Genomic DNA, 25,913 nt, shown 5'->3' with positions numbered 1-25,913 from the left:
TGGCCCCAAGGATCCACACGATCCTAAAACCATGAATCTCAATGAAGACAATAAAGACAGTTTGACGCTAGCCGTCTATGCTGAGCGTGCCTATTTGGATTACGCCATTAGCGTTGTCAAAGGTCGTGCATTACCAGATGTCTCTGATGGTCAAAAGCCTGTCCAGCGCCGTATCTTGTTCTCGATGAGCGAAATGGGTTTGCGCGCCGATGCTAAGCCCGTGAAGAGTGCTCGTGTTGTGGGTGATGTATTAGGTAAATTTCATCCGCATGGCGACCAATCAGCTTATGACGCTTTAGTTCGCCTAGCCCAGAGCTTTTCATTGCGCTATCCATTAATCGATGGGCAAGGTAATTTCGGTTCGCGCGATGGCGACGGTGCAGCAGCGATGCGTTATACCGAAGCCCGCTTAACCAAAATTGCTGGCTTATTACTCAGTGAAATCGATGAGGGTACTGTCGACTTTGCACCAAACTATGACGGCTCATTTCAAGAACCGAAGCTATTACCAGCACGCTTACCATTTGTTTTATTAAACGGTGCCTCTGGGATTGCAGTAGGTATGGCTACTGAAATTCCTTCGCATAACTTGCGAGAGGTTGCTTCTGCAGCAATCGCTTTAATGAAGTCACCCAAGCTCTCAACAGCTGATTTATTAGAGATCATGCCTGGCCCAGACTATCCAGGTGGTGGTCAGATTATTTCTTCTACAGCTGAAATTGCGCAGATCTATGAAACTGGCCGTGGCAGCGTTAAAGTGCGTGCCCGTTGGTCTGTAGAAGAGTTGGCCCGTGGTCAATGGCAGGTCGTTGTTAATGAATTACCACCATCTGCTTCATCGCAACGTGTCTTGCAAGAAATCGAAGAGATCACCAATCCTAAAGTGAAGGTTGGCAAGAAGACCCTAACTCCTGAACAAAATAATCTCAAATCTACGATCTTGAACGTGCTCGATGGAGTGCGCGATGAGTCTAGTAAGGATGCAGCAGTGCGCCTGGTGTTTGAGCCAAAGAGCAAGAATATTGATGTCAATGAGTTTGTAAATCTGCTATTGGCGCATACCTCCTTGGAATCTAATGCACCGATGAATTTGGTGATGATTGGTAATGATGGTCGACCACGTCAAAAAGGCTTAAAAGAGATTATTTCTGAGTGGATAGCGTTCAGAGTGGCAACAGTCACACGTCGTACTCAGTTCCGCTTAGGCAAAGTTAAAGACCGCATGCATATTTTGGAAGGGCGCTTAACGGTTCTTCTCAATATTGATAAGGTTATCAAGATCATTCGCAATAGCGATGAGCCCAAAGCTGATCTGATGAAAGAGTTCAAACTTACGGATCGTCAAGCTGAAGACATTCTTGATATTCGCTTGCGGCAATTGGCGCGCTTAGAGGGCATCAAGATTGAGCAAGAGCTTAAAGAGCTTAAATCCGAGCGTGATGATTTAGAAGGCTTGTTACAAAGTGATACTGTTTTACGTAAACGCATCATTAAAGAAATCGAATCTGATATCAAAGACTTTGGTGACGATCGTCGCACTTTGATTCAGGAAGATAAGCGCGCTGTTGCAGAAACCAAAGTGATTGATGAGCCAGTCACTGTGATCGTTTCTCAAAAAGGCTGGGTCAGGGTGCGACAAGGCCATGAGCATGACGCCACACAATTTAGTTTTAAGGCTGGTGATGCGCTCTATGCAACCTTCGAGGTGCGAACGGTAGATGTTATTCAGGGCTTCGGTAGTGATGGCCGTGTCTATACAGTGCCCGTGAGCGAGCTACCTGGTGCACGCGGTGATGGCTCTCCATTGACCAGCTTTGTAAACTTAGCGGCAGGCTCGCAAATGGTCGCTTATTACGCTGGTCAGCCCGATGATTTGGTATTACTTTCTACTAAAGCAGGTTATGGTTTCTTGGCTAATGTGTCGGATATGACTACACGCAATAAGGCTGGCAAATCTTTTATTACTGTTGATGCTAAAGTGCCGGGTGATGCGCCTTTAGGGGCCACTCAGGTACAAGTTGGCATGAAGCAAGTTGCCTGCTTATCAGAAGCTTCTAAGTTGCTTGTATTCCCGTTAGATGAGCTCAAGCGTCTGCCAACTGGTGGCAAAGGCGTGATCTTGATGGGCTTGGATGACAAAGAGTTTATGGCTTCTGCCATTGCGGTGGGACCAAATGGCGCTACCTATTCAGGGGCAGGACGAGCCGGTAAGCCTACTGAACTGAGTTTGGATGCAAAAACCCTAAAGTCGTTTGCTGGCAACCGCGCACGCAAAGGTCATTTCGTGGAGCCACGCCTCAAAGAGGGCAAGCTGAAGGCTAACTAAGCCGAAAAATTAAACTTTCTTCGGAATCGCAACACCGTATTTAACGGCGATCACTTCCGCCAGAATAGATACTGCGATTTCTGGTGGGGTGAGTGCTCCGATGTAGAGGCCCACTGGCCCATGCAAGCGCTCCACCTCCTCTTTGCTGACATCAAAATCGATTAAACGCTCTTTGCGTTTTTGAGTGTTATTGCGACTACCTAAAGCGCCCACATAAAAAGCGGGGGACTTTAAGGCTTCCATCAGCGCCATGTCATCAAGCTTGGGATCGTGTGTTAGCGCCACAACAGCAGTATGGGGGTCGACACCAATCTCGAGTAAAACATCATCTGGCATACCTTTGATAAAAGTCACGTCATCACGATTAAGACCTTCGGCATATTCTTCTCGTGGATCAATCACAATCACTTCAAAGTCAGAGGCTAAGGCAAAGTCTGCGGTGTACAAAGATAACTGACCAGCACCAATGATTACCATGCGCCAACGGGGTCCATAAGTGGTGCACATCTCAGTAGCGGTGCAAGTAAATTCATCATTCCGATTGCCGGCCTGCAAAGTCGATTGACCACTAGCGATATTGACACTGCGTCTTGTGACTTGGTGTGAAGTGATGGACTCAAGTAATTTCTCAAGCACTGCTAATTCGGGTCTAGGCTCTACCAAGAGACGTAAAGTGCCGCCACAGGGAAGTCCAAAGCGCGCCGCTTCTTCTTGACTCACGCCATAGATCACCATTTCAGGGGTATCGCGCGTCAGAATTTCAGTTTGGACGCGGCTAATCAAGTCATCTTCGACGCATCCACCTGATACGGAGCCTGCTACTTGACCATCTTGTCGAATCGCTAGCCATGAGCCCACAGGGCGGGGTGCTGAGCCCCAAGTTTGGACTACGGTAGCAATAGCCACAGGGTGACCTGCTGTTAACCAGGTCACTGCAGATTTGAGGACGCTTAAATCAGTACTATTCATGTAATGTCTTTTTATATTTTTTTAGATTCTTATTTATTATCACTCTAATGACTCTCTCGGGTAAATCTACCAATCTGAAGCTGGCCATTGTCCTATTGGCTGCTGGTGAAGGAAGTCGCATGGGCTCGATTCCAAAAGCCTTGCTTCGTCAAGATGGAAAAAGCTTATTAGAAACCTTCTGTACCTCTGTTGATATGCTCAATACAGTGGAGTTTTTGGTCGTGACTGGATTTCATGCACAAGCTATTGAAGCCGAACTAAAACGCGTAGGTAAAACGACCAATGCAGCAATCACCGTCATTCATAACTCAAAGTCTGCTCAGGGTCAGGGCTCATCGGTGCGACTGGCACTAGAGAGTCTACAAAGTCAATTTGATGTACTTGCGGTATGCCTGAGCGATCAGCCTCACATTACTGATAAAGAGTTGGTGGTTTTATTGGAGCAGTTTGTAGACCGAAAAGATCCAGAAGAAATAGTGATGCCACAAGTCAATGGACAACGTGGTAACCCAGTATTGTTCTCTAGAAAGGCAGTAGAGGCAATTTTGTCAATGCCGAATATGGTGTGTCGACCTTATATGGATCAACACCCAGACCTAGTCAAAATTTACGAAACAGATCATGCAGCTTTCATCCTCGATGTCGACACCGATGCTGACATCCAGAAACTAGGGATCACACGTTCTTAGAGATTATTCAGATCTCTGCGATCAGTTCAATCTCAACGCAAGCACCTAATGGGATTTGTGCTGCTCCAAAAGCGCTACGAGCATGTTTGCCAGCATCGCCAAAGACTTCCAATAAGAGTTCTGAGCAGCCGTTAACAACAAGGTGCTGTTCTGTGTATTCGTTTGTAGAGTTGACTAAGCCCATCACTTTGACAATCCGTTTGACTTTATCGAGCGAGCCAAGGTGATTCTGTAATGTAGAAATCAAATCAATTGCGATTGAGCGAGCGGCCGCTTTGCCAGTCTCGGTATTCATATCCTGACCTAACTTGCCAACCCAAGGTTTGCCATCGTGCTTGGCAATATGGCCAGATAAAAATACCGTATTGCCAGTTGTCGCTGCCATCACATAAGCCGCTGCTGGTGGTCCAGGTGGAGGCAAATCAATGCCAAGGGTTTTCAGGCGATCGCTAATTATGCTCATAGTGTTATTTCAATCTTTAAAAGATATTTAATGAAAGAATCTTACTGCTTAATTATTTCGAGAGCTGACGCATTGCGCTCTCGAGACCATTTAAGGTCACTGGATACATATGATCCTTCATAAGGTTTTTCATGATATCGATGGATTGTCGATACTCCCAAATGGATTCTGGCTCTGGATTAAGCCAGGCAAAGTGAGGGAAGTGATCTAAGAGGCGGTTAATCCAAACGGCGCCAGCCTCTTGATTGTTATATTCAACAGAGCCATTTGGGCTCAGGATTTCATAAGGTGACATGGTGGCATCACCTACAAAAATCAGTTTGTAGTCAGGACCATATTTATTGATGATGTCTTGCGTAGAAGTGACTTGATCTCTGCGACGACGATTACTTTGCCAGAGATTTTCATAAACGCAATTATGAAAATAGTAATACTCCAGATGCTTGAACTCTGCTTTGGCAGCGGAGAATAATTCTCCTATCTGCTTGATGTGGTCATCCATCGAGCCACCGACATCCATGAGAAGCAATACTTTGACTTGATTGTGCCGCTCAGGTCGCATCTGAATATCGAGCATGCCAGCATTCGCAGCAGTCGAATGTATGGTCTTATCTAAGTCGAGCTCTAACACTGAACCCTCTCGAGCAAAGCGACGAAGACGTCGTAATGCAACTTTGATATTGCGGGTGCCCAAGGCAAGATCACTGTCGTAATCCTTAAATTCTCGAGCCTCCCATACTTTGATGGCAGTGCGATTGCCTGCGCTTTCCCCGCCAATTCGAATGCCCTCTGGGTGATAGCCACTATGCCCAAAAGGCGAGGAGCCACCAGCCCCAATCCATTTATTGCCACCACCATGCCAATCTTTTTGCTCTTTCAGTAATTCTTCAAGACGTTTCTTAAGCGCTTCTGGACCGCCCAGTTTTTGGAGTACCGCTTTTTCTTCATCGGTTAAAACGCGTTGTAGTTTCTTTTCTAGCCACTCCATTGGAATATCAGGAGTCATGGCGATGATTTGCTCAACACCTTTAAAGTACGAGCCAAATACCTGGTCAAAGCGATCAAAATGTTGCTCGTCTTTCACGAGCGTCATTCGCGAGAGTTGGTAAAACTCATCGATCGACGGGTTGATGACCCCTGACTTTAATGCTTCTAAGAGAGTCAAAAACTCTCTAACTGAAACCGGTACCTTAGCCTCTTTCAGATTGAGAAAGAATTGAATCAACATCGCATGAGCCTAAGAGCAATTAGCGATGGTTACGATTCATCATCACTAAGCGCTCAAATAAATGAACATCTTGTTCATTCTTTAATAAAGCGCCGTGCAGTGGAGGAACAACGATCTTGTCATCTTGACTATAGAGTGCATCTGGAGGAATGTCTTCTGCCAATAAAAGCTTGAGCCAGTCAATGAGTTCAGAGGTAGAGGGCTTCTTCTTGAGGCCTGGCAGCGAGCGTATTTGGTAAAAGGCTTTGAGGGCCGCCTCTAGGAGATCTTGTTTGATACTGGGGTGATGCACATCCACGATACTTTGCATAGTTTTAGCATCAGGGAAAGTGATGTAATGAAAGAAGCAGCGGCGCAAAAAGGCATCTGGTAATTCTTTTTCATTATTGGAGGTAATGATGACGAGAGGGCGATGCATTGCCTTAATCAGCTCGCGGGTTTCATAGACATAGAATTCCATGCGATCAATTTCACGCAAAAGGTCATTCGGAAATTCAATGTCCGCCTTATCAATTTCATCGATGAGCAAAACAGTGGGTTCGTTTGCTTCAAAGGCTTGCCATAAAACACCTTTGACTATGTAGTTGCGAATATCTTTAACCTTTTCATCGCCCAGTTGAGAATCGCGCAAACGACTGACAGCGTCGTATTCATATAAACCTTGCTGTGCTTTGGTGGTGGACTTGATGTGCCACTGCAAGAGTGGCATTTTGAGAGCGGCTGCGACTTCTTCAGCCAGCATGGTTTTGCCTGTACCTGGCTCACCTTTGATTAACAGGGGGCGCTGAAGCGCTATCGCTGCATTCACTGCCAGTTTGAGGTCATCGGTCGCAACATAGCTTTGACTACCGTCAAAGCGCTTTGAATTTTGGGCAGAGGATGTGTTGAGTGGGTGGGTCATGAGAGGTAATCTAGAGGTCTTTTATCGGATGATTAAGTATAGGGAAATAGCGCCCAATCTTCAGAATTTCTCTTGATTTAGAGATCAGAAATGGGGAAATCGTGGTTGGGAGAGCATCTCTCCGCTATACTCTCGGTGGTTGATTTAAATCAAACTGATAAATATAGATTTCTATGAAAAAACTCTCCATTCTTACTCGATTGCTTGTTTGTGCTGGTATAGCATTAACTGGATTTGCCGCTCAGGCTGATGAAGTTAAAGGCAATGCGGCTGCGGGCAACGGCAAGGTTTGGCTTTGTGTTGGCTGCCATTCCATCCCTGATTACCGTGCTGACTATCCGTTGGTTTACAGAGTGCCTATGTTGGGCGGCCAAAATGCCGCTTACATTGCTTCCTCCTTAGCTGAATACAAGAAGGGCAACAGAAAGCATCCATCTATGCGAGCTATCGCCGCTAGCTTGTCTGACCAAGATATGGCTGATATTGGCGAATACTATGCTGCGCAAACTGCCAGCTCACCTAACAACCCATTGAAGTGATAGAGACACGTTTATGAAATTTGCACTAGTTACAGCAGTTTTGCTTTCCAGTATTGGCTTGGTTCATGTTGCTAACGCTGCCAGCGTTGAAAAAGGTCAAGCTTTAGTTGAGAAAGCCAATTGCGCTTCTTGCCATGGTGCTGGTTTAAATGCACCGATCCTGCCTGCCTACCCAAAATTGGCTGGTCAATATCCTGATTACATTTATTACGCCTTGAAAGCTTACAAAGTAGGCAATGGAAATGCTCAATATGGACGTAATAATGCCGTGATGGGCTCGCAAGTTCAGGCATTCTCTGATGCTGACATGCAGGACATTGCAGCTTATGTTGCCTCTTTACCTGGAAACTTCGTTATTAAGAAGTAAATCCGTTTCAGTAGTTCTTCATTGGGTATTCAATACAATGGTTTAGAATAATCTTCTAAGCCATTGTTATTTATAGTAAAAACTTTTATCTCAAAGCTTCTAAGCCTCTTGCAAAGTGTTTGCGCATAGCAGTTTCAGCCCCAGTTTGGTCTCTTTTCAATAGCGCGTTGAGGATGTCACGATGCTCCACTAGAGAGTTTTGTAGTCTTCCTGTACTGGTTAGAGAATCCTTCCGATGTAATTTAAGCACCTTACGAAGATCTGCAATGACCCCATTCATCCAGCGATTTCCGGCGATTTCTTGGATTAATTCATGAAATTTGCCATTAATCTCGAAAAATTGCTCAATATCTCGATCTGCGGCTGCCTTTTCAAGACGGTGATGCCAATAGTCCAATTGATTTAACTCATCTTCGCTTGCTTTAGCAGCGGTTTCCCTGGCTGCTTCACCTTCCAGCAGGGAGAGGATTGTAAAAATTTGCTCTAAATCTTTTCTGGCGACCTCAGTGACATAGGCTCCACGGCGCATTTTGATAGTCACTAGCCCCTCAGAGGCCAGTACTTTAATAGCTTCGCGCATCGGGGTTCGACTGATACCAAATTGTTCTGCCAAGCGTTGTTCATCTAGCCAGCTTCCAGGAGCTAGTTCCTTAGCAAAAATTTGCTCTCGGAGACGATCGGCTACGTCTTCGTATAAAGGTCGATTATTCAGTTTTGTATCCATAATTATGAATACATGATATCTAGACAAATTCCAAATAGTCAAGCAGAATTACAAAATCTTAGATGCAATGCAACATATTAAACGGGAGTGCTTTGTGAGTTCAGAAAAGAAAAGTCCAGCTAGTGCATGGCCATCATTTCCAGAAGTCAATATAGAGACTTGGAAAAAGTCTGCCCAAAAATCAGCACCAAATGGCGATGTGGATAAGCTGGGCTGGAATACTCCTGATGGTATTCAGTTAAAAGCGCTTTACACCTCATTAGACACAGAGAACTTAAATTACACCGATACTTTGCCTGGTTTCGAGCCTTATTTGCGCGGACCACAAGCAACGATGTATTCCGTGAGGCCATGGACGATTCGTCAGTACGCAGGATTCTCGACTGCAGAAGAATCGAATGCCTTTTATCGCAAAGCATTAGATGCGGGTGGACAAGGTGTTTCTGTTGCATTCGACTTGGCAACACATCGAGGTTATGACTCTGATCATCCACGCGTTACGGGTGACGTTGGTAAGGCGGGAGTCGCCATTGACTCTGTAGAAGATATGAAGATTTTGTTCGATGGTATTCCGCTGGACAAAGTGTCTGTATCGATGACGATGAATGGTGCTGTATTGCCAGTGTTAGCGGGCTATATTGTTGCTGGCGAAGAGCAAGGTGTTAAGCAAGAACTGCTATCAGGCACCATTCAGAACGACATTCTGAAAGAGTTCATGGTGCGTAATACCTATATTTACCCGCCAGAACCTTCGATGCTCATTATTGGCGACATCATTGAGTACACCGCGCAACACATGCCGAAATTTAACTCGATCTCGATATCGGGTTATCACATGCAAGAAGCTGGAGCAAACCAAGTATTGGAATTGGCATTCACCTTGGCTGACGGTAAGGAATATGTCAAAACAGCGCTTGCTAAAGGTTTGGATGTTGATGGCTTTGCTGGGCGTCTTTCATTCTTCTTTGCAATCGGCATGAACTTCTACTTGGAAGTTGCTAAATTACGTGCGGCACGCTTGCTGTGGTGGCGCATTATGAAATCATTTGAACCACAGAATCCAAAGTCTTTGATGTTGCGGACGCATTGTCAAACTTCGGGCTGGTCATTGACAGAACAAGACCCCTATAACAATGTCGTGAGAACTACGGTTGAAGCAATGGCTGCTGTCTTTGGGGGCACTCAATCCTTGCATACCAATTCTCTAGACGAGGCAATCGCTTTGCCTTCTGAGTTTTCAAGCCGCATTGCTCGCAATACGCAGTTGATACTTCAGGAAGAAACCCACATTACTAGCGTGATCGATCCCTGGGCTGGTTCTTACATGATGGAGAGCCTCACTCAAGAGATGGCCGATAAAGCTTGGGACATTATTCAAGAGGTTGATGCGATGGGCGGCATGACAAAGGCAGTTGAAAGTGGTTGGGCTAAGCTGAAGATTGAAGCAGCGGCAGCTGAAAAACAGGCCAAGATCGACTCAGGCACTGACGTGATTGTTGGCGTCAATAAATATAAGCTGGGCAAGGAAGATCTTGTGGATGTATTAATGATTGATAACGACAGGGTTCGTGAAGGTCAAGTCGTGCGTTTAAAGCAAATCAAAGCCAAGCGCGATAGTAAAAAAGTAGAGGCTGCATTAGAGGCTTTAACTAAGGCTGCAGAAGATCACTCCGGTAATTTGTTGGAGTTATCTGTTAATGCAATTCGTTTGCGTGCGACCGTTGGTGAAGTGTCTGATGCGTTAGAGAAAGTTTACGGGCGCCATCGCGCCGATACTCAAAAGGTGACCGGAGTGTATGCAGCTGCTTATGACTCAGCCGAGGGCTGGTCAAAATTACAAACTGAAATCGCTGACTTTGCCAAAGAGTTTGGTCGTCGCCCTCGCGTGATGATTGCCAAACTAGGCCAAGATGGACATGATCGTGGGGCTAAAGTCGTAGCGACTGCCTATGCGGATTTGGGCTTCGATGTGGATATCGGACCCTTATTTCAAACACCTGAAGAATGCGCCCGTCAGGCGATTGAGAATGACGTTCATGCTCTAGGTGTATCTACTTTGGCGGCAGGTCACAAAACTCTAGTGCCAGCCATCATTGCTGAATTGAAGAAACAAGGTTCTGATGACATTATTGTTTTTGTCGGCGGTGTAATCCCAAGACAAGACTACGAGTTTCTTTACGAAGCGGGCGTCAAAGGGATTTATGGTCCAGGCACCCCAATTCCAGCTTCAGCAAAGGATGTGCTTGAGCAAATTCGTCAATCTGTAAAACCTGTTTGATACAAAGTTAACACATTGACGAGCATGCTTGAAGTTGCCGACCTAGCGCTAATAGCCGATCTTACTGGTGCACCCTCGCTTAAACAGCGACGTGCATTGGCAAAGGTTATTACCTTGCTGGAATCCACTCGCTTAGATCATCGTAAACGCGCTGATGATGTCCTTAATGCGCTTTTACCTAAAACGGGTAAGTCCTTTCGCTTAGGTATTTCGGGAGTTCCAGGGGTTGGTAAATCAACGCTCATTGAAACGCTTGGTCTGTATTTAATTGAAAAGGGACATCGTGTTGCTGTACTTGCAATCGATCCATCCTCTAGTTTGTCAGGCGGTTCTATTCTGGGGGATAAAACGCGTATGGAGCGTTTATCCGTTCTAGAGAATGCCTTCATTCGCCCCAGCCCATCGTCATTGACGCTCGGAGGTGTTGCTGAAAAAACCCGTGAGGCCATGTTAGTAGCAGAGGCTGCTGGCTTTGACATCATCATTGTTGAAACAGTCGGTGTTGGTCAAAGTGAGATTGCAGTCGCAGGCATGACGGATATGTTCTTGCTACTTCAATTACCCAATGCTGGCGATGATTTGCAAGCGATTAAAAAAGGTGTCATGGAGATTGCAGATTTGATTGTGATCAATAAGGTTGATCTAGATCCAGCTGCGGCAATGCGCGCGCAACTTTTTATCACCAGTTCATTGCGTCTCTTGGGCTTCCAGGGAAATCCTGACCATGCTTCGCACGATGAAGACTTTTGGCATCCCACTGTCATGACATTAAGCGCTTTAGAGGGCAAAGGTGTTCCTGAGTTGTGGGATAAGGTCACGCATTTTCAAAAACTGCAGCGAGCCAATGGTAAGTTTGATTTACGTCGTCAGCAACAGGCTGGTGCCTGGATGTGGGATCGTATTGATGCTGGCTTAAAGAATGCATTTCGTAGTAATGAAGCGGTTCAAGCGCTTCTACCAAGCTTAGTGGCACAAGTAAACCAGGGAACCATGGCGCCTTCAGTAGCAGCAAGACGCCTATTGGAGTCCATGGGACATGAATTTTTCTAAGGAGTCGGGCAATGCAAGACATCATTCAACAACTGGAAGCAAAGCGCGAGCTAGCACGCTTAGGCGGTGGCCAAAAGCGTATTCAGGCTCAGCACGCTAAGGGCAAGTTAACTGCTCGTGAGCGTATCGAGCTTTTACTCGATGCTGGCACCTTTGAAGAGTGGGATATGTTCGTAGAGCACCGTTGCCACGACTTTGGCATGGCCGATCAAACAGTGCCAGGTGATGGCGTTGTGACTGGTTATGGAATGATCAATGGTCGTTTGGTATTTGTGTTCTCACAAGACTTTACGGTTCTTGGGGGCTCATTATCAGAAGCCCACGCTGAGAAGATTTGCAAGATCATGGACCAAGCGCTCAAAGTCGGCGCTCCCGTGATTGGTTTGAATGACTCAGGTGGTGCGCGTATCCAAGAGGGCGTAGCTTCATTAGGTGGCTATGCAGAGATTTTCCAGCGCAACGTCACAGCCTCAGGAGTGATTCCACAAATCTCCTTGATCATGGGTCCGTCTGCTGGTGGAGCCGTGTATTCGCCGGCGTTGACGGATTTCATCTTCATGGTGAAAGACAGCTCTTATATGTTTGTTACTGGTCCGGAAGTGGTCAAGACCGTGACTCATGAGGACGTGACTTCTGAAGAGTTGGGTGGGGCAGTAACGCACTCAACCGTTTCTGGTGTTTGCGACTTAGCCTTTGACAATGATGTTGATGCCATCATGATGTTGCGTCGCTTCTTTAACTACTTGCCGCTTTCTAACCGTGAAAAACCGCCCTTGATCAAAGGGGCAAACCGCACAGAAGAGCCTGATTTTTCTCTCGATACCTTAGTGCCATCTAATCCAAATCAACCTTATGACATGAAAGAGTTAATTGAAAAGATTGTGGATGATGGCGTGTTCTTTGAACTTCAACCCGACTATGCCAAGAACATCGTGATTGGCTTTGCTCGCATGGAAGGTCGCTCTATCGGTATTGTTGCGAACCAACCATTAGTCTTGGCTGGTTGCTTAGATATCAAGGCATCTATCAAGGCAGCGCGTTTTGTCCGCTTCTGTGATGCCTTCAATATTCCGGTAGTGACTTTAGTTGATGTGCCAGGCTTTATGCCAGGTACCGCCCAAGAATATGGCGGTATTATTAAACACGGTGCGAAGTTACTGTATGCCTATGCGGATTGCACCGTACCTAAAGTGACTTTGATTACTCGTAAAGCCTATGGTGGCGCTTATGACGTGATGGCTTCCAAGCACTTGCGTGGCGACGTGAATTTTGCTTGGCCTTCAGCAGAGATTGCGGTGATGGGCCCTAAGGGTGCAGTCGAGATTATCTTTCGTGAAGAAAAATCTGAGCCAGTAAAGATCGCTGGCCGTGAAGCAGAGTACAAAGCCAAGTTTGCAAACCCCTTTGTGGCAGGGCGTCGTGGCTATATTGACGATGTCATCCTCCCGCATGAGACTCGCAAACGGATTGCCCGTTCGCTCGCAATGCTCAAAGATAAAGATTTAAAAAATCCTGCGCGTAAACACGGCAATATCCCTCTGTAAAGGCGCCGATAGATGATGACTACGAAAATGTTTAAGAAAATTTTGATTGCTAATCGCGGAGAGATTACTTGCCGTGTCATGAAAACAGCCAAAAAAATGGGTATCAAAACAGTGGCTGTTTATTCTGAGGCAGATAAAGAGGCGCGTCATGTTCAGATGGCGGATGAAGCTATCTGTATTGGACCGGCACCTTCCCGTGAATCCTATCTTGTAATGGATCGTATTATTCAAGCCTGCAAAGATACTGGTGCTGAAGCAGTCCATCCAGGATATGGTTTCTTATCCGAGAATGAGCAATTTGCTAAACGATGTGAAGAAGAGGGTATTGTCTTTATTGGTCCGAAGCATGAATCGATTGCAGCAATGGGCGACAAAATTGCCTCCAAAAAGCTGGCATTAGAAGCCAAGGTCAACACGATCCCTGGCCACAACGAGGCAATTGCCACAACAGATGAAGCGGTAAAAATTGCGCAAGGTATTGGCTATCCAGTCATGATTAAGGCTTCAGCTGGCGGCGGCGGTAAGGGTTTACGTGTTGCCTTGAATGATCAAGAAGCAGCCGAAGGTTTTGCTGCCTGCAAAACCGAAGCGATGAATAGTTTTGGTGATGATCGGATCTTTATTGAGAAGTTTGTGGAAGGTCCGCGTCATATTGAGATTCAGGTCTTAGGAGATTCTCATGGCAACGTGGTCTATCTGAATGAACGCGATTGCTCAATTCAGCGTCGTCACCAAAAAGTGATCGAAGAGGCGCCATCTCCATTTATTGATCCTGTTACTCGTAAAGCGATGGGTGAGCAAGCCGTTGCCTTGGCTAAAGCTGTGAACTACCAGTCTGCTGGCACTGTGGAGTTCGTGGTAGGCAAAGATAAGTCTTTCTATTTCCTGGAGATGAATACGCGCTTGCAGGTGGAACATCCCGTAACGGAAAGCATTACTGGTCTTGACTTGGTTGAGCAGATGATTCGGGTAGCAGCTGGGGAAAAGTTGGCATTTAAACAAGCGGATGTGAAGTTGGATGGTTGGTCAATGGAGTGTCGCATTAATGCAGATGATCCATTTCGCAACTTCCTACCATCCACAGGCCGTCTTGTGAAATATCGTCCACCGGAGTCCATTAATGGAGTACGAGTAGATACCGGCGTGTACGAAGGCGGTGAAATTCCGATGTACTACGACTCTATGATTGCGAAGTTAATCGTGCACGGCAAAGATCGTGCTGAGGCAATTGAAAAGATGCGTGCTGCCTTGAATGATTTTGTTATTCGCGGCATTCATTCGAATATACCGTTTCAGGCTGCTTTACTGCAACATCCCCGTTTCGTGAATGGCGATTTCACAACGGGCTTTATCGCTGAAGAATATCCAGAAGGCTTTAAGAAGGATTCTGTGCAGCCTGCAGACCCAAAACGCCTTGCAGCCCTAGCTGCCTTTATGCGCTATCGCTATCTTGAGCATATCAAGATGATTGATGGTCAATTGGCTGGTCACGAAATGGTGATTGCCAAGAAGTTTGTCGTGGTCACTGGTAAGAAAACAGGATCAATGATTGATCCGTATGAAGAGGCAGTGCGCATTGAATTAAAAGATGGCATCTATTCTGTATATATTGATGATGCAGATGGTGTTAGCCGTTATGACATTGAGAGTGATTGGCGTCCAGGTCAACTGGCTTTACATGCCATGATTAACCGTACCAGCAAGATTACGGCACAAGTAGAGCGCAAGGGTGTTCGGCTCTACTTAGTACTTGATGGCGCGCATTACGAATGTATGGTGTTGAGTCCATTAGGTGCTGAACTTCAGCGTCGTATGCCAGTGAAGCTTCCACCAGATACCTCGAAGTTGGTGATGTCTCCCATGCCAGGTTTGCTCACGAAACTTGCTGTTAAGGTGGGTGAAGCAGTCACAGCGGGTCAAAAATTAGCTTCAATTGAAGCGATGAAGATGGAGAACACAATCTCTGCAGCACAGGATGGGATTGTTTCAGAAATCTGCGCCAAAGAAGGTGAAAGCTTGGCGGTAGATCAACTCATCATTCGTTTTGAATAAGCAGGACCATCATCCATGACAGCTAAACCATTCAAAATTCTCGGTATTCAACAAATCGCTATTGGCGGCGCAAGCAAAGATCGCCTCAAAAAACTTTGGGTAGAGATGCTTGGTTTTGAGTACAAAAGTACTTTTGTCTCAGAGCGTGAAAACGTGGATGAAGATATTTGTGCGATTGGAACCGGTGTCCATGAGATAGAAGTAGATCTGATGCAACCATTGGATATTGAGAAAAAGCCTGCCGTACATCAAACACCCCTCAATCACATCGGATTGTGGGTGGATGACCTTCCTAAGGCGGTTGAATGGCTCTCTGCCAATGGCTTGCGTTTTGCTCCTGGTGGTATTCGTAAGGGCGCTGCGGGCTATGACATCACCTTTGTCCATCCCAAGGGTAACGATGAATTTCCGATCAGCGGAGAGGGCGTCCTCATTGAGTTGGTTCAAGCTCCTCCTGAAGTCATCGCGGGATTGCGTTCATAATTTAGCTTTTAGATAATCACAACCATAAAGCGAGCTTGAATTGACGCGATTATTGGCCATCGACACTTCCTCAGCTTGGTGTTCGGTGGCTTTATCTTTAGGTGATTCAGCACCTCAGCTCCGACACGAATTGGTGTCGGCGGGCGCTAGCCAATGCTTATTGCCTTGGACTGAAAATTTACTGGCCCAAGCAAATCAGAAACTTTCTCAACTTGATGCGATTGCGATAGGTATTGGCCCGGGCGCATTTACTGGGGTCCGTTTAGGCCTTGCAGCAGTTCAAGGCCTTGCGATAGCAGCAAATCTACCTGTCCTGCCAGTTGTTAGCTTGGATGCCATTGCGGCGCAACTGACCAAAACACCTCATTTTGCCAAGATCAAGCCTACTCAATTTGTGATTGCTGTTGATGCTCGTATGGGTGAGATCTATTGGGCAAAGTATGAATTCAATGACTCCACATTCCTCCCTTTGCGTATTGGCAATATCCAACTTTCAAAGCCTGAGGAGATTGATTTAAGGCATATCCAATACCTTGCTGGTAGCGCGATTAAAGAATTTGGCGAGCGCTTATTTGTAAATCATCCTTGTCTCAGTGAAGCGCTTGATCCAGAAATCTCCATTTCCGCATTGGGCATCTTAGAGCTAGCTCAACAGATGTTTAAGGCTGGACAGCAAATCTCGGTCAATCAGCTAGAGCCACTCTATGTGCGCAATAAAGTTGCCTTCACGACGAATGAACGTGAAATTGCCTTCAAAAAAGGTACGCGGTAATGACTATGCAGGATGATGGCGCTGAGCTAACCTTTATGCCGATGCAGGTGGCTGATCTAGATGATATCCTGGCAATCGAATCGATTTCTCATATTCATCCATGGACTAGAGGTAATTTTTCCGATTCCTTGGCTGCAGGTCATTGGGCTTATTGCATCAGACCACAGCTTGATCAAGCGAATGCAATGGCAGGAAGCTATCTTGATCCGCAAGTCCTGTGGGCTTATTGCATTCTGTATCCAGCGGTAGATGAGTTACATCTTTTAAATATCACTGTTGCCCCTAAGTTACGCCAACTAGGGCTAGGATCGCGCATGATGGCAACCATTGAGGGCGTCGCTTCACAGCAGAACATGCCGCGCATTATTCTTGAGGTAAGGCCTTCCAATGAGTCTGCTGTCGCCCTGTATCAAAAGCTTGGGTATGAACAAATCGGGGTGCGCAAAAATTATTATCCTGCCAGCGAAGGGTCTGGTAATCGAGAAGATGCCATCGTCATGGCTAAATCGATTAAGCTAGAGTCATGACCAACACGCATTCAAGCTTCTTAAAAGAAATGGGCATTACAGAGTGGACTGCGCGGGATGGTTCTGCTGAAGTTGCCACTGTCACGCAGTCACAGCTTGTAGTAAATGTAGCGGTATCAGCTGAAAGTACTCCCAAGGCACATTGGTGGTTTTTTGGGAGTCAACCCCAGGGTGATGCCCAGGTATTATTTCAGAATGTCATTCGTGTTTTAGGCTTAGCGAGTAATGAATGGTCGTGGAAAAGCCCAAATGACAATCTTTCTAAAATGCATCCGTCAGAAAATGCTGTCCCGCTAGTTGCTATCGCCTTTGGCGGCCCGACAGCACAAAAAATTACGGGTGAGCGTGATCCATTGCCGCAGTTGCGCGAGACGATCTTGGCTCTGAACACCGGAAATGATGATGAGATTCCGTTGGTTGCTACTTTCGATTTGGCTCAATTAGCAACAAAGTCAAAAGAGAAGGCCCTGCTTTGGCAAGACCTCTTGCTGGCTAAATCTATCCTACAAAATACTTAATCTAGCGCAGTCTTAGTGCTTGTGTTCACCGATAAGGTGCATAGAGTCATATTCAGCTTGGTTGCGGGCATGGCGCCGAATTACTAGCCACATGATGAGACTCACCACTAAACCAAATCCAATGATGACGTATTGAACCGGTAGATCAAGCCAGATTAATAATGAGTACATCGCCAGCATTCCCAATACCGAAATATTTTCATTGAAGTTTTGCACTGCGATGGAATGTCCAGCTGACATCAGTACATGACCACGATGTTGCAATAGCGCATTCATGGGGACCACAAAATATCCCGCTAACCAGCCCACCAAAATGAGTAAGAAATAAGCCGGCAATAGATTTAAGGTAACTTGCATTTTGCCTATTGTCAGCAATGGCGTATTTGGCAACATATCGGAGTTGTAAATCGCTAATACGCAAACAACCAGCCCCATGGCGATTCCATAGGGAAGTACATTGAGTGAATTGCGCAAAGGTACGCGCCAAGCCGCCCAGACCGCTCCGCCAGCAACGCCAACCGCGGAAATGGCTTGCAAAATAGCGCCTTGTGAGAGATTCATATGCAGCGCTACCTGTGCCCATTTAATCACAATGAACTGCAAGGTGGCGCCAGCACCCCAGAACAAGGTAGTCACCGCCAAAGAGATTTGACCCAGGCGATCATCCCAAAGCGTCTTAAAGCAGACGGAGAAATCTTTAATTAATTCTATGGGATTGGTTTTCTGGGCAACATAGCGTGCGCCGGTATCTGGAATCTGCAGATTGATTAATGCGGCGATGACATAAATCATCATGATGATGAGGATTGCTGATTCTGCGGGTGTATCTATGCCGGTATCAATGCTCGGCATATCCAAGGAAAGCAGACTTTGCGAGACGGTGCTACTAATCAAAACACCCCCTAATACCGTACCCAAAATGATAGAGCCTACTGTCAATCCCTCAATCCAACCATTGGCGGCAACCAACTTTTCAGGGGGAAGCAATTCCGTCAAGATGCCATACTTTGCAGGTGAGTAGGCTGCAGCACCGAGACCAACAATAGCGTAAGACAATAAAGGGTGCCCACCAAAGAGCATTGCCACACAACCAACGAATTTAATCGTGTTAGTAATGAACATGACATTACCTTTGGGGCGAGAATCAGCAAACGCACCAACAAAGGCAGCCAGCACAACATACGATAAAACGAAGAACAATTTAAGCAAAGGAGTCATCCAGGCCGGAGCGCTAAGCTGGGCCAAGAGGGCAATTGCTGCAATCAGCAATGCGTTATCAGCAAGCGACGAAAAAAATTGCGCCGCCATAATGATGTAAAAACTACGGTTCATTCGTACAATCTAGTCATTAATACAATTAAAACATGAAAGGAGGGGTGGATATGAGCGCTTCGGTTAATAGCTTAATCAATAGACCAATTTTGGCATCTATTCATTCACATGCCTTTCAGCATAACTTAAACCGTGTTCGGGAGCTTGCCCCGGAGTCAAAAATTTGGTCCATTATTAAGGCTAGGGCATATGGGCATTGTTTTGAGGCGGCGCTCAAGGGCCTTGAATCAACCGACGGGTTTGCATTATTAGATATACAGGATGCGGTTTGGTTAAGAGAAAATGGCTGGCAAGGGCGAATTTTGCTGTTAGAAGGCTTATTTCATGAGAGTGAAATGGACCTAAGCCAGAAATTGCATTGTGATTTGGTGGTTCACTGTGAAGCGCAAATCGAGTGGCTCGAACGTTATGCAGATAAAGTCCATAAGCCCATTAGTGTTTTTCTGAAAATGAACACGGGCATGAATCGTCTGGGTTTAAAACCAGCCGCCTATAGAACGGCCTTTCATCGTCTGCATGCCGCAGCTTACCGCATGCATCATATGACGCATTTTGCTAATGCAGATCAAATTGATCGTCAGCCTACAGTGGATAGTCAGTTAGAGCTATTCAATCAAACTATTGAAGGCCTTGAGGCACCTACCTCTTTAGCAAACTCCGCAGCAATTCTATGGCATCGCAATGCTCTCGGCGACTGGGTGCGTCCTGGCATCATGCTCTATGGCGCATCTCCTACAGGCCTATATTCGGACATTGAGCATGCTCATCTCAAAGCGGTGATGCAGCTGCAGAGTGAGATTATTGATATTCAAGATCTTCAAGCAGGTGATCGCATAGGATATGGTGGTCGTTATAAAGCTTCTGAGAACATGCGGATTGGCATAGTGGCTTGTGGTTATGCGGATGGTTATCCACGTCAGGCAAAGGATGGCACTCCGGTTTGGGTCGGTGATGCTAGTAAAGCGGGTGGCGGCATTATTTGTCCGATCGTTGGGCGGGTATCTATGGATATGTTGAGTGTAGATTTACGAAATGCACCAAATGCTAAAATCGGCAGTATCGTAGAGCTCTGGGGTGATCGGGTACCTGTAGATGAGGTGGCTCGCATGAGTGACACCATTGGCTACGAGTTGCTTTGTGCGGTAGCGCCAAGAGTGCCAGTCGCGATTAAATAGACTCTAAATAAAAAATCCTCTATTGAAGAGGATCCTTTATAACGTTATTGCAAACGCTAGATTACTTATTCCAGATCTGCCACCATTTGCGTTCTTTTTGAACACGTTGTCCAGTTTCTAGCATTTGACTGTCTGGGAAGTTCAGTTTAAAAACACGCGCAGTGTCATTACTTAATTGAGTCATACCCAATTTTTCGTAGGACTTTGTCAAGAGATACAGAGCTTCTTCTACGGCTGGAGCACGGTCGTAATCACGGATCACCAGTTGCGCGCGGTTTGCAGAAGCCAGGTAGGCGCCCCGTTGATAGTAGAAACGGGCAACGATCACGTCTGCCTCAGCCAGTGAGTTCACGATATAGCGCATGCGATCCAATGAGTCTGGTGCATATTTGCTATTGGGGAAGCGCTCAACAACTGTTTTGAAGGATTCGAATGCTTCTTTAGCAGCCTTCGGATCGCGTTCACTTAAATCTTGCCCCGTAAATTTACCAAGCCAACCTAAATCATCGTTAAAGGTAATGAGACCTTTGAGATAGTAAGCGTAGTCCAAGGTAGGGCTACCTTGATGCAATTTGATGAAACGATCGATCGCTACCAGTGCTTGGGTTTGCTCTTGCGCTTTCCAGTAACAATAGGCGGCATTAATTTGGGCTTGCTGTGAATACGGTCCAAAAGGAAAACGGGCCTCTAATTTGTCAAAATATTTGCCGCACTTCGCAAAGTCACCATCATTTAATTTATCGGTTGCTTCTGAGTAGAGTTTAGATTCTGACCAAATATCAGTGCCATCCTTTTGCCCATCACTACCAGCACAGCCACTTAAAACCAATAAAGCACACATGCAAGTCAAAAGCAGGGTGAGTAAACCCATGCTTGAACGGGGAATGATTTTTTGAGGGGCAGGTGACCCAGCAAGCCTTAAACTGGGGTCTGATATTACGTCGGACATAACTGAAAGGCTCTTTAAGCGTGGCATTGCCGCAAACTCCTGATTCGAATCCTGTTGATTATATCGATGAAGAGGATTTCATCTCCCTGGAAATTCCCCCGGAGATGGCTGGTGAACGCCTCGACAAGGTACTAGCGGGCTCTTTGCCAGATTATTCACGGAATCGGCTAAAGACCTGGGTAGAAGCGGGTGCTGTGATGGTTGACGGCAAGGTCACTAAAGCCCGTTATTTACTGAGAGGTGGCGAGAGCATTAAGGTATTTCCGCAAGAAATGCCGGAGCAATTTGCCTTTAGTCCAGAAAACATTCCTTTGGATGTGGTTTATGAGGACGATGCCATCATTGTGATCAATAAACCCCCAGGTCTAGTAGTGCATCCCGCAGCGGGTAATTGGTCGGGAACTTTGTTAAATGGGCTGCTATTTAAATATCCAGAACTCAAATCTTTACCGCGGGCAGGTATTGTGCATCGACTAGATAAAGATACCTCTGGCTTGATGGTGGTTGCGAGAACCGCTCAAGCTCAAACCTCTCTCGTCAGACAACTGCAAGATAGAACCGTAGGCCGAAGATATTTAGCCTGGGTTTGGGGAGGGGCTCCTAGTCAAGGCAAGGTATTGGCATCGGTTGGTCGAGATCAACGTGATCGTTTAAAGATGGCGGCAGGCAGTCCACAAGGTAAACCAGCAGCAACATTATTTAGACGCTTAGCGAAATCAACATTTTTAGAATCACCCCTGGCTTTATTGGAATGTCGTTTAGAGACGGGGCGTACTCATCAGATTCGGGTGCATCTCGAATCACTCGGATTTCCATTGCTTGGGGACCCGGTCTATCGCAAGAAAACTCCGGGCGTAGCAAAAAGTCTGTCATTTGAGCGCCAAGCATTACATGCCTTTGCGCTGAGTCTGCAGCACCCTGTAACGCAAGAGCTGGTTAGCTGGTTTCGTTTGCCACCACTGGATTTAATGCAGTTGTTGCCCCAGGTTGGCATGTCGGAAGCGGATCTCCCTCAAGAGGCAACTGTATTAGCTTCTATTCATAACGAACGCACTCATGACTAGTCTGACTAATGGATTCTTAAAACCAGAGTGGGATGCGCCCTTATCAATCCAGACTCTAGTCACTAAAAGAACTGGTGGAGTTAGTCTAGCGCCTTTTGATTCGTTCAATCTTGGGGATCATGTGGGTGATTTGCCTGAGAACGTATTAGCCAATCGGGCGCTTTTGAGAACTTATCTGCCAGCTGACCCTATTTGGTTAAAGCAAATACATGGTGTCAAAGTAAGCACACCTAGCACACGATTACTAGAAGCTGATGCAGTCGTGAGTAACATCCCCAATGAAGTCTTGGCCATCATGACCGCCGATTGTTTGCCTGTGTTATTCACAAATCAGAGCGGTACGGTGATTGGTGCAGCCCATGCTGGCTGGAGAGGCTTATGTGCCGGCGTTTTGGAAAATACGGTCACTGAAATGACAAAGCTTATCTGTCAGGATGCAGATAAAAACATCATCGCTTGGCTTGGACCCGCGATTGGGCCTCAGGCTTTTGAAGTAGGGCAAGACGTGCTTAATGCATTTCAGGATTTTGGGATTTCGTATCCCCAATCCGCTTTTTCACCAATTTCTGAAAAACCAGGAAAGTATTTAGCTGATATTTACTCCTTAGCACGTAGCAGGCTTGAGTCCGTAGGTGTTGATCAGATTTTTGGCGGTCAATATTGCACAGTCACGCAGGCAGCTCAATTTTTCTCCTATCGCCGTGATGGAGAAACTGGTAGGTTTGCAAGTCTCATCTGGATATCTGACGCTAAGTAACCCCTCTATGTTTTCCCCCATGTGAGGGTTACTACTAGATTCAGAATTTAGCTAGGGTTATTGCGTATAACTCTATATGCCTTATGGATGGAGAATGGCTTTACTAATTTAAAGAGATCACTATGTTTGCAGGTATGAATCCGGGTGCAACGCCTTCTTTGGCGCCGCACCATATGGCGCTGATTCCACAAGAGCGTTTAACTGAAATTCAAAAAGAATATTTTGCAGAGCTTGCGCATATTGCCACCAATCCTGAAGCGATAGAAGTCAAAGACCGTCGCTTTGCTGGCAAGGCTTGGCATTCCTCATGGAGCAAAGTGATTGCTGCCACTTATTTATTAAACTCCAAACATTTAATGTCTTTAGCGCAAGCAGTAGAGACGGATGAAAAGACTCGTCAGAAAATTTTGTTCACAACCGAACAAATGATTGACGCACTCTCACCTTCGAATTTCATTGCCACTAATCCAGAGGTTTTGGAAAATATTATTAGCACTCAAGGACAATCCATTCAAAAAGGAATTGTGAATCTCCTTGGGGACATGAAAAAGGGCAAAGTCTCGATTACCGATGAAAGTGCTTTTGAGGTTGGAAAAAATATTGCTACTACAGAAGGTCATGTGGTGTTTCGTAATGAGTTGTTTGAACTGATTCAATACACGCCATTAACGGAGACAGTTTTTGAGCGCCCATACTTAATGGTACCGCCCTGTATTAATAAGTATTACATTCTGGATTTGCAACCTGATAACTCGGTAGTCCGTCATATGGTTTCGCAAGGGCATACTGTCTTTCTAGTTTCTTGGAAGAATCCAGATGCCTCGATGGCAGAGGTGAGTTGGAATGACTATGTGGGTAAAGGCGTTATTAAGGCGATTGAAGTCGCTCAAAATATTGGTGAATCAAAGCAGATCAATATCCTAGGCTTTTGCGTTGGTGGAACCTTAACAACTTCAGCGCTTGCCGTCTTAGCTGCCCGTGATGAACATCCAGCTGCTTGCTTGACGCTATTTACGACTTTGCTTGACTTTACGAATACTGGCATCTTGGATGTCTTCATTGATGAAGGCATGGTCGAGATGCGCGAGAATACTATTGGCGGTAAGGGTGGCAAATACGGCATGATGTCCGGTCTTGATTTAGGCAATACCTTCTCATTCTTGCGTCCAAACGATTTAGTCTGGAATTATGTTGTCGAGAATTACCTGAAGGGAAATTCTCCGCCACCATTTGATTTGTTGTACTGGAACGGTGATTCCACGAACTTACCAGGCAACATGTATTGCTGGTATTTGCGTCATACCTACTTGCAAAATGATTTGATTAAACCTGGCAAGGTGAAGATTTGTGGTGAGAAGGTTGATTTGGGCAAGATCAAATGTCCCGCATATGTCTATGCCTCACAAGAAGATCATATAGTTCCTTGGCAATCTGCTTATCAGTCTACCCATATTTTGAAGGGAAAAAATCGCTTTGTGTTGGGTGCCTCTGGTCACATTGCTGGCGTTATTAATCCGCCCGCTAAAAATAAGCGCTACTACTTTGAAAATAACAAGATTGCATCTACGGCAGAAAAGTGGCTTGAAGGCGCTAAGCAGATGCCTGGAAGTTGGTGGCCCAACTACACCAAATGGCTTGAACCATTTGGTGGTGAACAAAAGCCGGCTAGCAAAACATTTGGCAATACAAAATATCAAAAGATGGAAGCTGCTCCAGGCATTTATGTGAAAGAAAAAGCAGCTTAGTCCGATTGCAAGATAAATCATTAACGAAGGTTTTTTTAAGGGGAAAGTGATGTCTCAAAAAGTCGCATACGTAACTGGTGGTATGGGTGGCATTGGTACCGCTATTTGCCAACGTTTGGCAAAAGATGGATTTAAGGTGATTGCAGGCTGTGGCCCAAATTCACCACGTAAAGACCGCTGGATTGGCGAGCAAAAAGCCTTAGGCTATGACTTTATTGCCTCAGAAGGTAACGTTTCAGACTGGGATAGCACGGTTGCTGCCTTTGAAAAGGTCAAAGCAGAGGTTGGCCGGGTTGATGTTTTAGTTAATAACGCAGGTATCACACGCGATAGCGTTTTCCGCAAGATGACTCCTGATGCCTGGAAAGCGGTAATTGATACAAACCTAAATTCCTTGTTTAACGTCACCAAGCAAGTGATTGACGGTATGGTGGATAACAACTGGGGAAGAATTATTAATATTTCCTCTGTGAATGGCCAAAAAGGTCAGTTTGGTCAATGCAACTATTCCACTGCAAAAGCAGGTCTGCATGGCTTCACTATGGCCTTGGCACAAGAAGTAGCCACCAAAGGCGTTACTGTGAATACGGTTTCGCCTGGTTATATCGGCACCGATATGGTCAAGGCTATTCGCGAGGATGTCTTGGAGAAGATTGTTGCTGGGATTCCTGTAAAGCGCTTAGGAACCCCAGATGAGATTGCTTCCATATGCTGCTGGATTGCATCTGAAGATGGTGGCTATGCGACTGGGGCAGACTTCTCCCTCAATGGCGGTATTCACACTGGTTAATGTAGGTAAAAAGTATTTTGTTGTAGCGCAACATGGCTTATTTTCCTTTTGCTTAAACTAGGGATAAACTATGCCGATGTTGCGTTGCAGTAAACCGTAAGGAAAAAAATGGCTACCCGTACCAAAAGAGTTGGTGAAGATCGGCTGATTAAGAAGTATCCCAATCGTCGTCTCTATGACACCCAGACCAGTACTTATGTCACCTTAGCTGACATCAAAGGCCTGGTCATGACTAGTGAGAGTTTTAAGGTCGTTGATGCCAAAACAGATGAAGATCTGACGCGCAATATTCTGTTGCAAATTATTTTGGAAGAAGAGGCTGGTGGCGCACCCGTGTTCTCATCCCAAATGCTTTCCCAAATCATTCGTTTCTATGGAAACTCGATGCAAGGTTTGATGGGCAATTATCTCGAAAAGACCATGCAATCTTTTGTAGATATTCACAACAAGTTAGGTGATCAAACTAAAGGCTTGGGTGCTAGCAGTACTCCTGAGGCCTGGTCACAAATGCTAAACCTCCAGAACCCCCTCATGCAGGGTTTGATGGGGAACTATATGGAACAGAGTAAAGACTTATTCGTCAAGATGCAGGAGCAGATGCAAGGCTCTCACAATATGTTCAGTAGCTTTCCATTTACACCACAGCCTAATAAAACCGAAAAAGAATAGTT

The 25,913-nt window shown here is 45.9% G+C and carries 25 protein-coding genes; 18 read left to right on the top strand and 7 right to left on the bottom strand.

All coding sequences use genetic code 11. From position 1 onward, the window contains the following. Window positions 1-31: 31 nt before the first annotated feature. The gene (parC, locus tag C2756_RS05735; RefSeq protein ID WP_215320852.1) at window positions 32-2,326 is read left to right on the top strand and encodes a DNA topoisomerase IV subunit A; all 2,295 of its coding nucleotides are present in this window, start codon (window positions 32-34) and stop codon (window positions 2,324-2,326) included. Window positions 2,327-2,335: 9 nt separating this feature from the next. On the opposite strand, the gene C2756_RS05730 is transcribed toward parC, so the two are convergent. Continuing rightward, window positions 2,336-3,295 (bottom strand): XdhC family protein, encoded by a 960-nt coding sequence (locus C2756_RS05730; RefSeq protein WP_215317952.1) that lies wholly within the window; start codon window positions 3,293-3,295, stop codon window positions 2,336-2,338. A 47-nt stretch (window positions 3,296-3,342) separates the two neighbouring features. Between C2756_RS05730 and C2756_RS05725 the strand changes: the two genes are divergently transcribed. Further along, window positions 3,343-3,984 (top strand): NTP transferase domain-containing protein, encoded by a 642-nt coding sequence (locus tag C2756_RS05725; protein ID WP_215317951.1) that lies wholly within the window; start codon window positions 3,343-3,345, stop codon window positions 3,982-3,984. Window positions 3,985-3,991: 7 nt separating this feature from the next. Here C2756_RS05725 and C2756_RS05720 read toward each other — a convergent pair whose 3' ends face one another. Genes C2756_RS05720 through C2756_RS05710 form a run of 3 tightly spaced genes read right to left on the bottom strand, consistent with a single transcriptional unit; the run spans window position 3,992 to window position 6,576 of the window. Beyond that, window positions 3,992-4,447, bottom strand: coding sequence for a RidA family protein (locus C2756_RS05720; RefSeq protein ID WP_215317950.1), 456 nt, complete (start codon window positions 4,445-4,447; stop codon window positions 3,992-3,994). A 52-nt stretch (window positions 4,448-4,499) separates the two neighbouring features. Continuing rightward, window positions 4,500-5,675, bottom strand: coding sequence for a VWA domain-containing protein (locus C2756_RS05715; RefSeq protein ID WP_215317948.1), 1,176 nt, complete (start codon window positions 5,673-5,675; stop codon window positions 4,500-4,502). Between the two features lie 19 nt (window positions 5,676-5,694). Continuing rightward, window positions 5,695-6,576 (bottom strand): MoxR family ATPase, encoded by an 882-nt coding sequence (locus C2756_RS05710; RefSeq protein ID WP_215317946.1) that lies wholly within the window; start codon window positions 6,574-6,576, stop codon window positions 5,695-5,697. A 173-nt stretch (window positions 6,577-6,749) separates the two neighbouring features. Between C2756_RS05710 and C2756_RS05705 the strand changes: the two genes are divergently transcribed. Together C2756_RS05705 and C2756_RS05700 are read left to right on the top strand one after the other, a co-directional pair. Then, complete coding sequence (locus C2756_RS05705) at window positions 6,750-7,115, top strand: cytochrome c (protein ID WP_251371992.1); 366 nt, start codon at window positions 6,750-6,752, stop codon at window positions 7,113-7,115. Between the two features lie 13 nt (window positions 7,116-7,128). Further along, window positions 7,129-7,482 (top strand): cytochrome c, encoded by a 354-nt coding sequence (locus C2756_RS05700; protein WP_215317945.1) that lies wholly within the window; start codon window positions 7,129-7,131, stop codon window positions 7,480-7,482. An 85-nt stretch (window positions 7,483-7,567) separates the two neighbouring features. On the opposite strand, the gene C2756_RS05695 is transcribed toward C2756_RS05700, so the two are convergent. Further along, window positions 7,568-8,206, bottom strand: a complete 639-nt coding sequence (locus C2756_RS05695; protein WP_215317943.1) for a GntR family transcriptional regulator — start codon at window positions 8,204-8,206, stop codon at window positions 7,568-7,570. Between the two features lie 151 nt (window positions 8,207-8,357). Here C2756_RS05695 and scpA point away from each other — a divergent pair, with 151 nt between their 5' ends. From scpA to C2756_RS05655, 8 genes are read left to right on the top strand one after another with little or no spacing between them, the layout of a single operon-like run. Then, entirely contained in the window at window positions 8,358-10,484 is a 2,127-nt protein-coding gene (scpA, locus tag C2756_RS05690) for a methylmalonyl-CoA mutase (RefSeq protein WP_371817097.1), read from the top strand. A 24-nt stretch (window positions 10,485-10,508) separates the two neighbouring features. Beyond that, entirely contained in the window at window positions 10,509-11,534 is a 1,026-nt protein-coding gene (meaB, locus tag C2756_RS05685) for a methylmalonyl Co-A mutase-associated GTPase MeaB (RefSeq protein WP_215317940.1), read from the top strand. 11 nt (window positions 11,535-11,545) lie between these two features. Further along, window positions 11,546-13,078 carry an acyl-CoA carboxylase subunit beta gene (locus C2756_RS05680; protein WP_215317938.1) on the top strand — a complete coding sequence of 511 codons (1,533 nt, stop codon included), beginning with the start codon at window positions 11,546-11,548 and terminating at the stop codon, window positions 13,076-13,078. Between the two features lie 27 nt (window positions 13,079-13,105). Beyond that, a complete protein-coding gene (accC, locus tag C2756_RS05675) occupies window positions 13,106-15,130 on the top strand; it encodes an acetyl-CoA carboxylase biotin carboxylase subunit (protein WP_215320848.1) in 2,025 nt (674 codons plus the stop codon). A 15-nt stretch (window positions 15,131-15,145) separates the two neighbouring features. Further along, on the top strand, window positions 15,146-15,613 hold the full coding sequence (locus tag C2756_RS05670) for a VOC family protein (protein WP_215317936.1): 468 nt from the start codon (window positions 15,146-15,148) through the stop codon (window positions 15,611-15,613). 40 nt (window positions 15,614-15,653) lie between these two features. Next, window positions 15,654-16,385: a tRNA (adenosine(37)-N6)-threonylcarbamoyltransferase complex dimerization subunit type 1 TsaB gene (tsaB, locus tag C2756_RS05665; RefSeq protein ID WP_251371990.1), complete on the top strand. Its 732-nt coding sequence runs from the start codon at window positions 15,654-15,656 to the stop codon at window positions 16,383-16,385. Beyond that, complete coding sequence (gene rimI / locus C2756_RS05660; protein ID WP_215317934.1) at window positions 16,385-16,912, top strand: ribosomal protein S18-alanine N-acetyltransferase; 528 nt, start codon at window positions 16,385-16,387, stop codon at window positions 16,910-16,912. The genes tsaB and rimI overlap by 1 nt, the downstream gene beginning before the upstream one ends. Then, entirely contained in the window at window positions 16,909-17,430 is a 522-nt protein-coding gene (locus C2756_RS05655; RefSeq protein ID WP_215317932.1) for a DNA polymerase III subunit psi, read from the top strand. Before rimI ends, C2756_RS05655 begins: the two co-directional genes overlap by 4 nt. A 12-nt stretch (window positions 17,431-17,442) precedes the next feature. Here the strand turns inward: C2756_RS05655 and lplT are convergent, their stop codons facing one another. Next, on the bottom strand, window positions 17,443-18,762 hold the full coding sequence (gene lplT, locus C2756_RS05650; RefSeq protein ID WP_215317930.1) for a lysophospholipid transporter LplT: 1,320 nt from the start codon (window positions 18,760-18,762) through the stop codon (window positions 17,443-17,445). A 74-nt stretch (window positions 18,763-18,836) separates the two neighbouring features. Between lplT and alr the strand changes: the two genes are divergently transcribed. Then, window positions 18,837-19,937: an alanine racemase gene (gene alr / locus C2756_RS05645; RefSeq protein ID WP_215320844.1), complete on the top strand. Its 1,101-nt coding sequence runs from the start codon at window positions 18,837-18,839 to the stop codon at window positions 19,935-19,937. Window positions 19,938-19,998: 61 nt separating this feature from the next. Here the strand turns inward: alr and C2756_RS05640 are convergent, their stop codons facing one another. After that, window positions 19,999-20,886 carry an outer membrane protein assembly factor BamD gene (locus C2756_RS05640; protein ID WP_215317928.1) on the bottom strand — a complete coding sequence of 296 codons (888 nt, stop codon included), beginning with the start codon at window positions 20,884-20,886 and terminating at the stop codon, window positions 19,999-20,001. A gap of 20 nt (window positions 20,887-20,906) precedes the next feature. Between C2756_RS05640 and C2756_RS05635 the strand changes: the two genes are divergently transcribed. From C2756_RS05635 to phaR, 5 genes are all read left to right on the top strand, one after another. Continuing rightward, the gene (locus C2756_RS05635; RefSeq protein ID WP_251371989.1) at window positions 20,907-21,950 is read left to right on the top strand and encodes an RluA family pseudouridine synthase; all 1,044 of its coding nucleotides are present in this window, start codon (window positions 20,907-20,909) and stop codon (window positions 21,948-21,950) included. Continuing rightward, window positions 21,943-22,707 carry a peptidoglycan editing factor PgeF gene (gene pgeF / locus C2756_RS05630; RefSeq protein ID WP_215317927.1) on the top strand — a complete coding sequence of 255 codons (765 nt, stop codon included), beginning with the start codon at window positions 21,943-21,945 and terminating at the stop codon, window positions 22,705-22,707. Before C2756_RS05635 ends, pgeF begins: the two co-directional genes overlap by 8 nt. A gap of 122 nt (window positions 22,708-22,829) precedes the next feature. Next, complete coding sequence (gene phaC, locus C2756_RS05625) at window positions 22,830-24,452, top strand: class I poly(R)-hydroxyalkanoic acid synthase (protein ID WP_215317926.1); 1,623 nt, start codon at window positions 22,830-22,832, stop codon at window positions 24,450-24,452. Window positions 24,453-24,501: 49 nt separating this feature from the next. Further along, window positions 24,502-25,242 carry a 3-ketoacyl-ACP reductase gene (locus C2756_RS05620; RefSeq protein ID WP_215297202.1) on the top strand — a complete coding sequence of 247 codons (741 nt, stop codon included), beginning with the start codon at window positions 24,502-24,504 and terminating at the stop codon, window positions 25,240-25,242. 108 nt (window positions 25,243-25,350) lie between these two features. Further along, window positions 25,351-25,911 (top strand): polyhydroxyalkanoate synthesis repressor PhaR, encoded by a 561-nt coding sequence (phaR, locus tag C2756_RS05615; protein ID WP_215317924.1) that lies wholly within the window; start codon window positions 25,351-25,353, stop codon window positions 25,909-25,911. Window positions 25,912-25,913 lie beyond the last annotated feature (2 nt).

Source organism: Polynucleobacter sp. UB-Siik-W21 (genome assembly GCF_018687415.1).
Taxonomy (GTDB): domain Bacteria; phylum Pseudomonadota; class Gammaproteobacteria; order Burkholderiales; family Burkholderiaceae; genus Polynucleobacter.
This window is presented reverse-complemented; position numbering and strand designations above follow the sequence as displayed.